At 67.8% G+C, this 15,643-nt stretch carries 8 protein-coding genes; 7 read left to right on the forward strand and 1 reads right to left on the reverse strand.

From position 1 onward, the window contains the following. The first annotated feature begins 4 nt into the window (after window positions 1-4). From G6N49_RS08500 to G6N49_RS08530, 7 genes are all read left to right on the forward strand, one after another. A complete protein-coding gene (locus G6N49_RS08500; protein WP_083045433.1) occupies window positions 5-4,567 on the forward strand; it encodes a type I polyketide synthase in 4,563 nt (1,520 codons plus the stop codon). Beyond that, window positions 4,564-8,982, forward strand: coding sequence for a type I polyketide synthase (locus G6N49_RS08505; RefSeq protein WP_011855821.1), 4,419 nt, complete (start codon window positions 4,564-4,566; stop codon window positions 8,980-8,982). Before G6N49_RS08500 ends, G6N49_RS08505 begins: the two co-directional genes overlap by 4 nt. A gap of 56 nt (window positions 8,983-9,038) precedes the next feature. After that, entirely contained in the window at window positions 9,039-10,139 is a 1,101-nt protein-coding gene (locus G6N49_RS08510; protein ID WP_011560224.1) for an efflux ABC transporter ATPase subunit, DrrA-related, read from the forward strand. Further along, window positions 10,136-10,945, forward strand: coding sequence for an ABC transporter permease (locus G6N49_RS08515; protein ID WP_011560223.1), 810 nt, complete (start codon window positions 10,136-10,138; stop codon window positions 10,943-10,945). The genes G6N49_RS08510 and G6N49_RS08515 overlap by 4 nt, the downstream gene beginning before the upstream one ends. Next, window positions 10,945-11,808, forward strand: a complete 864-nt coding sequence (locus tag G6N49_RS08520; RefSeq protein ID WP_011560222.1) for an ABC transporter permease — start codon at window positions 10,945-10,947, stop codon at window positions 11,806-11,808. The genes G6N49_RS08515 and G6N49_RS08520 overlap by 1 nt, the downstream gene beginning before the upstream one ends. Before the next feature lie 70 nt (window positions 11,809-11,878). Then, a complete protein-coding gene (locus G6N49_RS08525) occupies window positions 11,879-13,111 on the forward strand; it encodes a phthiocerol/phthiodiolone dimycocerosyl transferase (protein WP_011768239.1) in 1,233 nt (410 codons plus the stop codon). Window positions 13,112-13,126: 15 nt separating this feature from the next. Then, window positions 13,127-14,011, forward strand: a complete 885-nt coding sequence (locus G6N49_RS08530) for a class I SAM-dependent methyltransferase (RefSeq protein WP_011855820.1) — start codon at window positions 13,127-13,129, stop codon at window positions 14,009-14,011. 21 nt (window positions 14,012-14,032) lie between these two features. Here G6N49_RS08530 and G6N49_RS08535 read toward each other — a convergent pair whose 3' ends face one another. Continuing rightward, entirely contained in the window at window positions 14,033-15,511 is a 1,479-nt protein-coding gene (locus G6N49_RS08535) for a flavin-containing monooxygenase (RefSeq protein ID WP_011560219.1), read from the reverse strand. Between the last annotated feature and the right edge of the window lie 132 nt (window positions 15,512-15,643).

The raw sequence follows: 15,643 nt of genomic DNA on the forward strand, positions 1-15,643 counted from the left end.
CTCCATGGCTGCTGCGACGCCGGACCGGCGTGCGATCATCACCGAGGCGCTGCGCAAGATCGACGATCTCACTGCCCGTTTGGAGGTCGCCGAACGGGGTCAGTACGAGCCGATCGCGGTGGTCGGGATGGGGTGCCGGCTGCCCGGCGGGGTCTCGGACCCCGATGGGTTCTGGCAGCTGCTGCAGGACGGTCGCTCCGGGATCGTCCGGGTGCCGCCGAAGCGGTGGGATGCCGACGAATACTACAGCGCCGACACCTCGGTTCCCGGCACGATCTGCACACGCGAGGGTGGGTTCCTGACCGGTTGGGAGCCAGACGAATTCGATGCGGAGTTCTTCGGGATCTCGCCGCGGGAAGCCGCCGCGATGGATCCACAGCAGCGACTGCTGCTCGAGGTGGCCTGGGAAGCGCTCGAACACGCGGGAATCACACCGGACCGCATCCGGGGATCACAGACGTCGGTGTTCGTCGGGATGACGGGCTACGACTACATGCTCAAGCTCTCCGACGGCCTGGACCGCGAGGAGTACGACGCCTACGTGCCGTTCGGGAATGCGGCGAATTTCGCGGCGGGGCGGTTGTCGTATTTCCTGGGGGTGCGGGGTCCGGCGGTGGTGGTGGACACGGCGTGTTCGTCGTCGTTGGTGTCGGTGCATCTGGCGTGTCAGAGCCTGCGCCGCCGCGAGAGTGACACCGCGCTGGCCGCCGGCGTCAACCTCATGCTCAAGGCGGAAGCCAACGTCGCGCTGTCCCGGTGGGGGATGCTCGCGCCGGACGGGCAGTGCAAGACCTTCGATGCCGGTGCCGACGGGTATGTGCGCAGCGAGGGTTGCGGTGTGGTCGTGCTCAAGCGCCTCGGGGACGCGCTGGCCGACGGTGACCGGGTGCTCGCACTGGTGCGAGGCTCGGCGGTCAATCAGGACGGGGCCAGCAGTGGGCAGACGGTGCCCAACGGCCCGGCGCAGCAGGCGTTGATGCGTCAGGCGCTGGCTGCCTCGCAGTTGGGTCCGGCCGACATCGATTACATCGAGGCGCACGGCACGGGTACGGCGTTGGGTGATCCGATCGAATTGGACGCGCTCAGTGCGGTGTTCGGTGATCGCGGGGACGCGGCACCGTTGGTGTTGGGGTCGGTCAAGACCAACCTCGGACACCTCGAATCCGGAGCGGGCATCACGGGTTTCATCAAGACGGTGCTCAGCGTGCGGTACGGGTACATCCCCAAGCACTTGAACTTCACCCAGTTGACTCCGCATGCGGGGCCGGGTGCGTCGCAGTTCACCATCGCCACCGACGGGATGGAGTGGCCCGCGGTGACGCGGGCGCGACGGGCGGGTGTGTCCTCGTTCGGCGTCAGCGGCACGAACGCGCACATCATCCTCGAGCAGGCGCCGGACGTGGTGGCCGCCGAACCCGCACCGGACCCCGCGGTGTGCACGCTGGTGCTCTCGGGCAAAACCGAGAAACGAATCTCCACAACGGCAGAAGCGTTGGCCGAGTGGATGACCGGCCCGGGCAGCGCCGTCGGATTGGCCGAGGTGGCTCACACGCTCAACCACCATCGGGCGCGGCACGCCAAGTTCGCGACGGTGTGCGCGCGGGACCGGGGGCAGGCGGTGGCGGGTCTGCGGGCGTTGGCCGCCGGTCAGGCCGCACCGGGTGTGGTCAATCCGCACGACGGGCCGTGTGGGTCGGGGACGGTGTTCGTGTTCTCGGGTCAGGGGTCGCAGTGGGCGGGGATGGGTCGGCGGCTGTTGGCCGATGAGCCGGTGTTCGCGGCGGCGGTGGCCGAGTTGGAGCCGGTGTTCGTCGAGCAGGTCGGGTTCTCGCTGGCTCAGGTGCTCGCCGATGGTGAGGCGGTCACCGGGGATGCTCGGGTGCAGCCGGTGATCGTGGGGTTGCAGTTGGCGCTGACCGAGTTGTGGCGCTCCTACGGGGTGACCCCGGATGCGGTGATCGGTCATTCGATGGGTGAGGTCACCGCGGCGGTGGTGGCCGGTGCGCTGTCGGTGCGCGACGGGCTGCGGGTGATCGCGATCCGGTCCCGGCTGATGTCCCGACTGGCCGGCCAGGGCGCAGTCGCCCTCCTGGAACTTGATGCGCCTGCCGCAGAGGCGGTCATCCGATCGCACCCGCAGGTGGAGATCGCGGGCTTCGTGTCACCGACCCAAACGGTGGTGGCCGGTCCGCCGGCGGCGGTGGCCGCAGTCATCGATGAGGTCACCGACGCGGGGAAGTTCGCGCGGCGGGTGAACATGGAGGTCGCCTCCCACACCGCGCTGATGGATCCCATACTCGGCGAATTGCATGACGAGCTGGCCGATCTCACGCCACAGACACCCGATATCCCGTTCTTCTCCACCGTGGCGGACAGCATCTCGGCTCCGCTGCTCGACGCGAACTACTGGGTGGCCAACGTGCGGCGGCCGGTGCGGTTGCACCAGGCGGTGTCGGCCGCAGCCGACGCCGGGCACACCACATTCGTCGAGATCAGCCCACACCCGATCCTCGCGCACGCCGTTGCCGAGACTCTCGGCGAGAACCACCACCACGCGATCGGCACGCTGGCCCGCGACACCGACGACACCCACACCTTCCGCACCAACCTCAACTCCGCGCACACCATCCGGCCACCGGCCACCCCGCACGCGCCGGAGCCTCACCCCCAACTGCCCACCACGCCGTGGCACCACACCCGCCACTGGTTCGATTCCGCGCGACCTCAACGCACCACGCAGCACAGCGGGCGGCGCAGCACCGCGCCGGCGGCCGGTGACGTCATCCCCGCCGAGTGGCGCTGCGAACTGGTCTGGCACGCAGAACCTCCGACCACACCCGCCGACACCACCGCGCACCATTGGCTCGTCATCGGCAGCGCCGACCTCGCCGCCCCGCTGACCGGCGCCGGCCACTCCGCGACCGTCCTCGCCGAAGGGGCGCTCGACGACCACGGCGCACTCGCCGATGCCCTGGCCGGTGCCACCCACGTGCTGTACGCACCGGCAACCACATCCGGGGTCTTCGACGCGGCGCCCGGCCGTCGGTTGTTCGATGCGGCCAGAACCCTCGTAGACCACCTCGCGCAGGCACCGACGCCAGCGAAGCTGTGGATCCTCACCCGCAATGCACAGCCCATCGACGAGGGGGACAGGGCGAATCCCGGGCACGCAGTGCTGTGGGGGCTGGGCCGCACACTCGCACTCGAACACCCCGAACTGTGGGGCAAGGTCGTCGACGTCGACGAACTCGTCCCCGCCGAACTCGTGGCCCGCTATCTGGTCGGTGAAGCCGCGGCCGGAGACGAGGACCAGATCGTCTACCGGGCCGGGGTTCGCCGGGTTCCCCGGCTGCACCGGCACGGCAACACCGCCGGCTCACAGGCGTCGATCGATCCGGACGCCGCGCACCTCGTCGTCGGTGCCACCGGCAACATCGGGCCGCATCTGGTCCAGCAGTTGGCCGATATGGGTGCCCGCACCATCGTCGCGGTATCCCGTAACCCGGGCACGCGGTTGCAGCACCTCACCCAGACGTTGGCGGACCGGGGAGTCACCCTCACCACGGTCGCGGCGGACGCCTCCGACGAACCCTCGATGACGCCGCTGTTCCAGCGGTTCGGCACCGATCTGCCCCCACTCGGCGGTATCTACCTCGCCGCATTCGGTGGGGGACCGGTGACGCTCCTCGACATGACCGACGACGACGTCACCACCATGTTCACCGCGAAACTCGATGCGGCGGCGGTATTGCACCGGCTGTCGCTGGCGCATCCGGTGCGCCAATTCGTCCTCTTCACCTCCATCTCCGGGTTGATCGGGTCACGCTGGTTGGCGCACTACACCGCCACCACCACGTTCCTGGACACGTTCGCCTACGCCCGTCGGGCGGCCGGACTTCCTGCCACCGCGATCAACTGGGGATTCTGGAAATCCCTGGCGGACAACGAGTCCGACGAATACCGCCAGGTCACCATCAACTCCGGGCTGGAACCGATGCCCGACGAGGTCGCCATCCAGGCGCTCTGGTCGACGATCGGGCCCGACAGCCCGGTGCGGTCGACGGTCGTCGCCGCCGACTGGACCCGGCTGGGCGCCGCCTACCGGACCCGCGCGCCCATGCACATCCTCGACGACCTCACCACCACGGACGTCGACGACGGGGCCACCGGCGAGGGTTGGGTGGGAGTCGAATCCGTCCGGGAGATGGACGCGGCCGACGCGCGGCGCGTGATCGCCGACAGGACGCTCACTCGCCTGGCCGCCGTCCTCGGTTATGCCGACTCCTCGGCGCTCAACCCGGCGGTGCCGTTGATCGAGTTCGGGATGGATTCGTTGATGGCCGTGCGGATCCGGCAGGCGACCCGCAACGACTTCGGTGTCGAACCTCCCGTGTCCCTGCTCCTGCAGGGCGGGTCGCTCGACGACGTGACCGCCGACGTGCTGAGTCAGTTGGGAATCGCCGAACCGGGAACGACCGCCGTCGACGGCATGCGTGAAAGAGCCAATCAGCGCGCCGCCGCACGTCGTGGTGCCGCAGTGCGGCGGAAGAAAGGACAATTGCTGTGAACGCTCCTGCGACACCGGGCGACGTGCCACCCAACGCGGTCGCCGTCATCGGGATGGCGGCACGACTCCCGGGTGCGAACTCGGTGTCGGCATTCTGGGACAACCTGCGCCGTGGCGAGGAATCGATCGTCACCCTGTCCGAGGAAGAACTCCTGGCCGCCGGGATCAGCGAGCAGACACTGGCCAACCCGTTCTACATCCGGCGGGCCCCCATCGTCGACGGCATCGACGAATTCGACAACGACTTCTTCGGGTTCCCGCCGCAGATGGCGCGCATGATGGACCCGCAGCACCGGCTGTTCCTCCAAACCGCCTGGCACGCCATGGAAGACGCCGGATGCGACCCGGCCGGATTCGACGGCTCGATCGGTGTCTACGCCACCAGTGGGTCGAGCATCTACCTGCTGCACAACCTGCTGACGCACCACGACCCGAACACCATCCTCGGTCAGGGCGCGACCTTCGACCTGGTGAACATGTCGCTGCTCAACGACAAGGACTATCTCGCCACGCGCGTCTCCCATCAGTTCAACCTGCGCGGACCGAGCGTCACGGTGCAGACGGCGTGCTCGTCGAGCATGGTCGCCATCCACACGGCCTGCCAGAGCCTGCTCAACGGGGAATCCGACATCGTGCTCGCCGGCGGGGTGTCGCTGCGCGTGCCGCATCACGTCGGCTACTTCCACGAACCCGGATCCATGGTGTCCGGCGTCGGGCATTGCCGGCCGTTCGATTCGCGGGCCGACGGCACGGTGTTCGGCAGTGGCGTCGCGGTGGTGGTGCTCAAACCACTGGCCACCGCACTCGAGGACGGTGACCGCATCCACGCCGTCATCCGGGGATCGGCCATCAACAACGACGGTTCGATGAAGATGACCTACGCGGCCCCCAACGGCGCGGCTCAGGCCGATGTCATCGCCGAGGCGCACGCGGTCGCCGACGTCGACCCCGCGACGATCAGCTATGTCGAGGCGCACGGGACGGGAACGCCACTGGGCGACCCGATCGAGATCGACGGGCTCCGAAGGGCTTTCGGGGTCTCCGACACCCCGCGGCCCGGCCCGTGCGCGGTCGGTTCGGTCAAATCCAACATCGGTCACCTCGCGGAGGTCTCCGGTATCGCGGGCCTGATCAAGACCATCCTGAGCCTCCAGCACAAGGCGATCCCGGCGACGCTGCACTACACCGAACCCAACCCGGCGCTCGACCTCGATCGCGGGCCGTTCGTCATCCAGAGTGAGTACACCCCGTGGGAGTGGGACGGGATCCGTCGGGCCGGGGTGAGTTCGTTCGGCGTCGGCGGCACCAACGTCCACCTGGTCGTCGAGGAGGCGCCCACCCGCCCGGTGACCGCCCCGCTCGACGGTCCCAAGGTTCTGCGGCTGTCCGCCCGCACCGAGGAGTCGTTGAGCGCACTGCGTACCGCACTGGCCGATGAACTCGCCGACAACGACGCCCTCGATCTTGACGATGTGGCGTTCACGCTGGCCGGCCGCCGCACCGACCAGGTGCGGATGGCGGCAGTCGTCCACGACCGGGCCGACGCCGCCGCGGTCCTCCGATCACCGGACAGCGACGACGTCTTCGTCGGCGAAGGCGTCGACGCCCGAGACGAATCCGACCGCGTGGTGTTCCTGTTCCCCGGTCAGGGCGCGCAGCACGCCGACATGGCCCGCGGCCTCTACGACCGGGAACCCGTGTTCGCGGCGGCGTTCGACGAGTGCGCGGCGGGATTCGACGCAGAACTCGGCATCGACCTGAAGGCATCGGTTTTCGGTCCGACGACACCCGAGCTCGAGCGCACGGATCTGGCGCAGTCCTCCCTGTTCACCGTCGAATACGCGCTCGGTCGGCTGATCGAGTCCTATGGCGTGACCGCCGGCGCCTACGCCGGGCACTCGATCGGGGAGTACGCCGCGGCCGCCCTGGCCGGCGTGTTCGATCTGCCCACCGCCGTCAAGGTGGTCGCGCAGCGCGCCCGGCTCATGCACGCGTCACCGTCGGGCGCCATGGTCGCGGTGGGCGCCGGCCTCGAGGACATCGGCGATCTGCTCACCGCCGATCTCGACGTCGCCGCGATCAACGAACTGGGTGGCTGCGTCATCTCGGGCTCACAGGAGGACGTCAAGACGCTCCAGAACGAACTTCGCCGACGGCGCATCCTGGCCCGCCGCGTCAGGACCTCGCATGCGTTCCACTCCCGCCTGATGGACGCGGTGGTCCCGCAGTTCGCCGAATTCCTGTCCGGTGTGAAGCTGAACGCCCCACGAATCCCGTTGCTGTCCAACGTTACCGGAACCTGGATGACCGATGCGGAGGCGACCGACCCGCAGTTCTGGGCGCGACAGATCCGCGCCACCGTGCGCTTCGCCGACGAACTCAGCACCGTCCTCGCGACACCCCATCGCGTCCTGGTCGAGGTGGGGCCGGGCGGCACGCTGACCGGAGCCGCGGTTCGCCACCCCCGGTGGTCCGAGGATCACCGGGCGGTCCGGCTCATGCGCCACCAGGTGCAGACCCGCGACGACCACGACACGTTCCTGCTGGCGCTCGGTCAGATGTGGGCTGCCGGTGTCGATCTCGACTGGTCGCGCCTGTCGAAGGACAAGCCCGGGCTGATCACCCTGCCGGGCTACCAATTCGCCCGCCACCGGCACTGGGTCGAGCCCAACCGGAATCTCGAATGGTCGCAGGGAGTCCCGTCGACCGACGCATCCCGGCCTGTGTCGGAGCCGGCCGCCGCGGTCGCGGCATCCACGAGCGGCCAGTCGATCGAGCAGCGGCTGCAGCAGATCTGGTGTGAATGCCTCGGCGTCGCGTCGATTGATCCGGCGGAGAACTTCTTCGAGATCGGCGGCGACTCACTGATCGCGATCGGGGTCGCGATGAACGCCACGAACAAGGGTCTGGACCTGACTCCACAGGATCTGTACGAATACCCGACGGTGTCCGCGCTCGCCGGGGCCCTCGGTGCGCGCTTCTCCACGGGGGGCCTGGCGGAGATGCCCGCCGCGGACGCCATCAACCCGCCGGTACCGCCGGCCGTCGCGCACTTCCTCGAATACGGCATCCAGGACGCGGGACGCTGGCGGGTACCGCTGCTCTTCGCGATCCGGCCCGAGGTCGGCGTGGACGACGTCCGGGCCGTACTCACCGCAGTGACGAATCACCATGACGCACTGCGGGTTCGGATCGACGCGCGCGCCGGCAGCTGGGAACAGCGCATCACGCCTGCGGTGGAGGCGGTGGACCCGGAGATCCTCACGCTGCCCGCAGGCACCGGGCACGGCACCGCCCGCGAACGCGAAGCGGTCCTCGACCTCATCGCCGACCACCTGTCGGCCGATGATCTGTCGGTGTCGCCGCTGCGCGCGGCCTACATCCTCGACGCGGACGGAACGGCGCGTTTCCTCGCGCTCTCGGTGCACGAGATGGTGGTCGACAGCACTTCACGCGAGATCCTGCTGACCGACATCATCACCGCGTTCGGTCAACGACTCGCCGGGCAGGAGGTCAGCCTGCCGCCGGCCACCACGTCCTGGCAGGCCTGGTCGCAACGCTGCGCCGAGCTGACCACCCACCCTGCGGTGCTGGCCGGGCGCGAGTACTGGGTGGAGACCGCCACCAAGACGACGATGCACATCGCGGACCGCCACGTCACCGACCCGCCACGCAGCGAACACCTCGTCCGGATGGGGACGACGTTGCCCGCCGGACAGACCGAGGAGGTCGACCGCGCGCGGCGGATGTACCAGTACACGCTCGACGAGCTGCTGCTGGCCGCACTCAGCAGGACGGTGGGAGACACGCTCGGTGACGGGGTGCTGGCAGTCGGCGTCTGCGGTGACGCGCGGCCGGTGCTGAAACCGGAATTGGACCCTCGACGGACCGTGGGCGCGTTCGCCACGCTCTATCCGCTGGCACTGGCGTGCGCCGGGACCCAGGCAACACCCGCGGTCGAGGTGCTGAACGCCGTGCACAACACGTTGGACGGCGTGCCGCACCACGGGATCGGCTACGGTCTGCTGCGTTTTCTGTACGGACCGACGGCGCGCACGCTCAGCCCTGTCCCGCCGCCGGACATCCTGCTGTGCAACGAGGGCGTCGTGCCCGAGGTCGACCTGGGGGACAGCCCGATCCAGCTGGACGCCGACGTGGCATCGTCGCTGCGCGACAAGATCCCGGGGCTGGGTCACCCGATCGAACTGCGCGTGTTCCGTTCCTCCGGCGAACTGCACCTCGACTGGTGGTACGACACCCGGCGCGTGCCACAGGAGACGGTCGAGGTCTTCGCCGCGCGGTTCCCCGCCGCCCTGAACGACCTCGTCGCCGAGTCGTCCGCGTCGGCCGGTGCGAACGCCGAACTCGCGGACGCCATCGAGGAACTCGCACTCGTGGACCTGTCCGCGGAATGAGTCAGGTCTACCGAACCCATCAGCCGACGAAGCACCAATCGACGAAGAGGAATGCGATGCAAGACAGCCGAACGGCGAACTCCGACAAGAGCGTCGTCGTCAAGGGGATCAGCAAGTCGTTCGGTGATGTCCACGCCGTCAGGGACGTGAGTTTCGATGTCGGACGCGGTGAGGTCGTCGCCCTGCTGGGGCCGAACGGTGCCGGAAAGACGACGACCGTGGACATCCTGTCCACCCTGACGAAACCGGACAGCGGCAAGGCGACGATCGCCGGCTTCGACGTCGTCTCCGAGGCCTCGAGCGTCAGAAGGTCGATCATGCTCACCGGGCAGCAGGTGGCGCTCGACGACATGCTGACCGGCCGCGAGAACCTCGTGCTGTTCGGCCGCCTGCAGGGACTGGCGAAGAAGGCCGCCGAAGCACGAGCCGACGAACTGCTCACCGCATTCGACCTCCAGCACGCCGCCAACCGGCGGTTGAGCACCTACTCCGGCGGTATGCGCCGACGCATCGACATCGCCTGTGGTCTGGTGGTGCGTCCCGAGGTCGTGTTCCTCGACGAGCCCACCACCGGCCTGGATCCGCGGAGCCGGCAGACGATCTGGGACCTGGTGTCGGGATTCAAGGACGTCGGGATCGCCACCCTGCTGACCACGCAGTACCTCGAGGAGGCCGACGCCCTCAGCGACCGGATCATCGTCATCGACCACGGTGGAATCGTCGCCGAGGGAACAGCCGACGAGCTGAAGGAACGCACGGGCGGCAGCTACTGCGAGATCGTCCCCCGCGACCTCAACGACCTCCCGGCCATCGTCGACGCGCTGGGATCCCTCATCCCGGAGCAGAACCGGGCGGCACTCACCGCGGCGTCGGACCGCATCGCCATGCCCGCCCCGGACGGTCCCAACACACTGGTCGAGGCCCTCTCTCGGCTGAACTCGGCTTCGATCCAGTTGACCGACATCGCGCTTCGGCGCCCCTCGCTCGACGATGTGTTCCTGGCCCTGACCGCCGACTCGGAATCCGCGGCGGCCGACGACTCGGACACCGCGGACGACGGGAAATCCAAAGAGCTGGTGGGCAGCTCGGCCGGCGGTTCGGGCCGGCACCGGCGCAACGGACGGGGCTCGCTGACGACGTCGGATCTGGCGTCATGACGGCTGCCCTGACCGACCCCAGGCCGGAGCCGAGAACAGTCGGACAGTGGTGGGTACTGACCAACCGGCTGGTGTCGCCCACCCTGCGCAACGGTGAGGTCGCCACCGCTCTCGTCGCGTCGGTGGTGTTCACCGTGGGCTGGTACATCCCGCTGAACAACATCCTCGGTCCCAGGTCAGGGATGAGCAGCTACGCGCAGTTCCTGATGCCCCTCGTTGCGCTGCAGGGGATCTCGTTCGCGGCGATCACCGGCGCACTGCGCGCGGCGACTGATTCGGTGAAGGGCATCAACAGGCGGTTCGACTCCATGCCGATCCCCGCCTTCACGCCGCTGGCGGCGCGCATGTCGGCCGGCCTCTACCGGTGCGCCGTCGGCACGTTCGCGGCTTTGGTCAGTGGGCACATTATCGGGTTCCGGTTCCACGGCGGTCTGGTGAACGCCGTGCTGTTCTGTGTGTTGCTGCTGGCGATCGGGCTGGTGCTGTCGTTCCTGGCGGACCTGCTGGGCAGCAATTCGAAGAACCCCGAGGCGACGTCGCAGTGGCTGATGTTGCCGCAGTTGATCTTCGGGTTGATCTCGGTGGGCATCCAGCCGGCGGAGAACTTCCCGGAGTGGATCCAACCGATCGTGCGGAACCAGCCGATCTCGCAGTTCATCTACGCGCTGCGCGCACTCGGGGGTGACACCACACCGGGTGCCGGCGAGGTCAGCTGGCCGGTCATCGGCCCGTCGGTGGCATGGCTGGTCGGGGTGATGGTGATCATGGTGCCGGTGTCGGTGATGCTACTTCGGAGGCGATCCTGATGACGATGACGCACAACGGGACTCGGCCGGCCGACTCCACGATCCTGCAGGAGGACAGCTTCCCGAAGATCAACCGACCCCGTCGGGAGAACTCGCCGCGGACGCTGTTCCCACACGCCTGGGTGCAGACCAAGCGGCTGCTGATGCGGTTCCTCCGGGATCCGATGACGTTCTTCTTCGGCGTGGTCTTCCCGATCTTCATGCTCCTGGTGCTGGACATCGTTCTCGGTGATGCGATCTCGGCAGTCACCGGCAACTCGGCGGTGTACGGCAGTGTCCCGCTGATGACGGTGATCGGCGCCATGAACGGTGCATCCGTCGGTGCGGTCGGCATCATCGCCGAACAGAACGACGGCATGCTGGCACGGTTGTGGGTGACGCCGATCCACCGCGCATCGGGGCTGCTGGCCCGGATCACCGCCGAGGCGCTGCGCGTGGTGATCAACTCCGTGCTGCTGCTGGCCGTCGGTTTCGCGCTCGGGCTCCGCTTCGAGCAGGGGATTCCCGCGGCGGTCGCCTGGGTCTGCGTTCCGGTGCTCTTCGGCGTCGCCTTCGCCATCCTGGTGCTCACCGTGGCGTTGTACTGGCCGAGCCCGACGATGGTGAACGCGATCGTCCTCGTGAACTCGTTGTGCCTGTTCTTCTCCAGCGGATTCGTCCCGCTGAACCAGTACCCGTCGTGGGTCCAGCCGGCCGTCGAGCACCAACCGGTGTCGTATGCGATCGAGACCATGCGCGGGCTGTCGCTGGGCGGCCCCGTCCTGGAACCCGGTATCGGAATCCTGGCCTGGTCGGGCGGCATCATCCTGGCCTGCCTCATCCCGATGGTCATCGGCTACCGGAAAGCCAGCATGCGCGGATGAGCGGGCAGCTTCGCGGACGGCCTCCGCATTGCGGCACCGGTCACCGGGCAGCCCACCGGGAAGGACTCTGATGGCGTACTCCACGTCGGTGATCCGACGGCTCGCACCCAGCGAGAAGTTCTTCGCCGAAACCCAGACCTTCACCTCGATCACCGTGCTGCTCGACGGGACCGTGGACATCGACGCCATGGCGGATGCGTTCGACGCCCTCCTCGAGGCCTATCCGGTGTACGCGGGCCACCTCGAACCCGATTCCGACGGCGGGTTCGAGTTGGTGGCCGACGACCTGCTGCACCCCGGACTGTGGGTACAGTTCGAGGGAGACCCGGCGCCCACCGATCAACTCGATCAGGGTGTGGCGCTGATCTACCTCCTGGTGAAGCCGGATTCGACGCCGGTCGAGGTCACCCTGTTCATCCACCACAGCCTCGCCGACGGAACCCACATGGCGGGGCTGCTGTTCGAGCTTTTCGCGCGCTACACCGAGGTCGTCACCACCGGGAGCGCGGGGCCGGTGAGCCCGAATCCGGCGCCCGAGCCGATCGAGACGGTTCTCGAACAGCGGGGCATTCGCAAACAGCAACGGTCGGGGTTGGATCGCTTCATCCCCGCGATGTTCGCCTACGAGCTGCCGCCCAAACGCGTGACCACCAGAAGCGCGGCGGAGCGTCCGGCGGCGGTACCGACGACGCGATGCCGGCTGAGCAAGGCCGAGACGTCGAGTCTGGTGAAGTACGGGCGGGTCAACCGGCTGTTCGTCAACAACCTGATCTCGGCGGCGATCCTGTTGGCGGAGTGGCAGGTTCGGCGCACACCGCACATCCCGATCCCGTACGTGTACAACGTCAACCTGCGTGCGCTGGTCGAACCGCCGGTGAGTGCGACCGGGTGCACGCTGGCGATCGGCGTGGCCACCTACCTCGCGCACATCACACCGCAGACCACCATGGTCGAACTCGCCAGGGGGATCGCGGACATGTTCCAGGCCGATCTGGCCGACGGCGTTGTCCAGCAGTCACTTCTGCATTTCAACATGCAGTACGAGGGCGCGATCCCCGGTCTGCCGGACGTGGTGCTGTCGACCAACCTCGGCAACGCCGTGGCCATGAGCACGCCGCCCGGCCTCGAGGTGGTCGGCGTGCAGTCGCAGTTCTACCGCGCGTCGTCTGCCGTCATCGACGTCTACTCATTCGGCGTGGTCGGCGGTGAACTGCTCATCGAGCACCACGTCGACGCCGCCGAGACCACCATCGATCTGATCCGGTCGCTTCTGCGGTCCGTGGTCTCAGAACATCAACACTGAAGGGGATTGTTGAACATGAGCTCAACGAGCTGGCTCGCTCGGCGACGCGCCACCGACCTGGGGCCCGGCGCGGCGGACACCGTGCACGTCGAACTGAGCGGACCACCGCAGACGATGCTCGACATGGTGTTCGCGAAGGCCCTCGACGCGGAGTCCCCGCATCCGGTGCTCGGAGACAACTATGCGCGTGACTTGATCAACCGGGTCGACTACGACCGGCGCCGCAACCCGATCACCAAACAGCGCAGACGGCAGGTGTCGTCGATCACCGTGCGAGCCGCCCAGTTCGACATCTGGGTGCGCCAGTTCCTCGCCGTGCACGAACGCGCGGTGGTACTGCACCTCGGGTGTGGTCTGGACAGCAGGGTCTTCCGCATCGACCCGGGACCCGGCGTGGAGTGGTTCGACGTCGACTTCCCCGACGTCATCGCGCTGCGCGAACGGTTCTATCCGACCCGCGACCACTACCACCTCGTCGCTGCGTCGGTCACCGACCCAGCCTGGTTACGGGACCTGCCCACCGACCGGCCGGTGCTCGTCCTCGCCGAGGGCGTCAGCATGTACCTGCTGGAGCAGGACGGGATCGCGTTGATGCGTCGTGTGGTCGAGCACTTTCCGGCCGGTGAGATGCAGCTGGACTTCTGGAGCCGGTTCGGATCCCGCGCGCAGCAGAAGAACAACACGGTCGTGCGGTGGTCCGGTTCGGAGTTGGGGTGGTCGGTCGACGAACCGGACGATGTCCTGACGAAAGTGCCTGGCACACGGCTGGTCACCGCGATCTCGTTGTTCGACGCGGAGACGGCGCAGCGCCTCCCCAAGGGGCTTCGTCGATTCAGCCGGGTCGCCTCCCGCACTCCGGTGCTGCGCAAGATCGTTCAGCTCCACCGCTACGCCTTCTGAGGGCGCAGGGCCGCGGCCCGGTCAGCTGAACGCGTAGTCGCTGACCGGGAAGCGGGTCGACTCTCGCACTGCCCGGCGTCGTGAGACGGGACGGACGATGGTCGCGTCACCGCGGAAGTGATAGGACCGCGACCCGGCGCAGTTCCCGCGGAAGTACACCATGTTGTCGAGCTTGGCCGACATCTGCTCGTAGTACCGGGCGTTGGCCTGTTCGGTCACCTCGAACGTCTCATGCCCGCTGCGGCGCAGCTCCCCGAAGAGTCGGCGCATGTGCCGCATCTGGATCTCCATCATCGTGAAGAACGACGCGCCGGTGAAAGCGTAGGGACTCGCGAGGTTGAGGAAATTCGGGAAGTTGGGCACGGAGATGCCCTCGTAAGTCTGGAAGTGGTTCTCCCGCCACCACTTGCCGAGGTTGCGGCCACCGCGGCCGACCACCTCGATGGCCGGGAAGTTCGCCTCCCACAAATCGAAGCCGGTCGCCAGCACCAGGGTGTCGAGAGGTCGTTTGTGTCCGTCGGCGGTGACGATGCCGTCCGGCTCGATGCGATCGATACCCGCTGTCTCGAGGCGGACATGGGACTGGTTGAAGATGCGGTAGTAGTCGTTGTTGAACGTCGTTCGTTTGCAGCCGAATTCGTAGGCCGGGGTGAGCTTGCGCCGGGTCGCGCGGTCCCGCACCGAAGCGAACAGGTGCAGCTTGGACAGCCCGGCGGCGGCGATGTTGAGCAGTCGAACCTGCTTGTAGTGGACGACTGCGCTCGACACGCCGATCTCGGCGAAGGCGTCGGTGACCAGACGCAGCAGCCGCTGCGCGACCGGGAACCGCGCGAACATGCGTTGGGCGGCGGCGGGTATGGGGAAGTCCACCTTCGGCACCACCCAGATGGGGGTGCGTTGGAAGACGGTCAGCTCGGCGGCCTGCTGCGCGAGTTCGGGGATCAGCTGCACAGCCGTCACACCCGTACCGATGATTCCGACTCGTCGGCCCTCGACGGGCGACGCCGGATCCCACTGAGCGGTGTGCACCATGGTGCCGCCGAAGGTGTCGACCCCCGGGATGTCGGGGATCCGGGGCTGCGACAGGTATCCGGTGGCGGTGATGAGGAACCGCGCCGACATCGACCGTCCGCCGGCGAGGGCCACCCGCCACAGCTGGGCGTCCTCGTCCCACCGTGCGCCGTCGACCGTGGTGTTGAACCGCATGAAGCGCCGGAGGTCGTACTTGTCCGCGATGTGGTCGGCGTAGGTCTTGAGCTCGGCCCCTGGCGCGTGCAGGCGCGACCAGTAGGGGTTCGGCTCGAACCAGTACGAGTAGGTGGTGGACGGAATGTCCACCGCCAGACCGGGATAGTGGTTGACGTACCACGTGCCGCCGAGATCGTCTTCACGATCGAGAATCGCGATGTCGTTGTAGCCCAGCCGATTGAGCTCGATCGCCGCGCCCATTCCGCCGAATCCGGCACCCACGATGATGACGTCCAAGACCTCCGAATCCATGGTCTCACCGTACCGCCGAGGCCAGCTTTCGGCGCGACTTCGGATACCTAAAAGATGTTTGCTGCAGCAATCAGGTTTCGTTTGGCGGCCGTGCGGGTAGTGCGGAGGCCGTTTCGGGACGGCAAACCGGTT

Origin of the sequence: Mycolicibacterium monacense (assembly GCF_010731575.1) — a bacterium.
GTDB lineage: Bacteria > Actinomycetota > Actinomycetes > Mycobacteriales > Mycobacteriaceae > Mycobacterium > Mycobacterium monacense.

Bases quoted from the DNA above. Each gene is read 5' to 3' on its own strand.
- G6N49_RS08500 (WP_083045433.1), top strand. From the start codon at position 5: ATGGCTGCTGCGACGCCGGACCGGCGTGCGATCATCACCGAGGCGCTG.
- G6N49_RS08510 (WP_011560224.1), top strand. From the start codon at position 9,039: ATGCAAGACAGCCGAACGGCGAACTCCGACAAGAGCGTCGTCGTCAAG.
- G6N49_RS08515 (WP_011560223.1), top strand. From the start codon at position 10,136: ATGACGGCTGCCCTGACCGACCCCAGGCCGGAGCCGAGAACAGTCGGA.
- G6N49_RS08520 (WP_011560222.1), top strand. From the start codon at position 10,945: ATGACGATGACGCACAACGGGACTCGGCCGGCCGACTCCACGATCCTG.
- G6N49_RS08525 (WP_011768239.1), top strand. From the start codon at position 11,879: ATGGCGTACTCCACGTCGGTGATCCGACGGCTCGCACCCAGCGAGAAG.
- G6N49_RS08530 (WP_011855820.1), top strand. From the start codon at position 13,127: ATGAGCTCAACGAGCTGGCTCGCTCGGCGACGCGCCACCGACCTGGGG.
- G6N49_RS08535 (WP_011560219.1), bottom strand. From the start codon at position 15,511: ATGGATTCGGAGGTCTTGGACGTCATCATCGTGGGTGCCGGATTCGGC.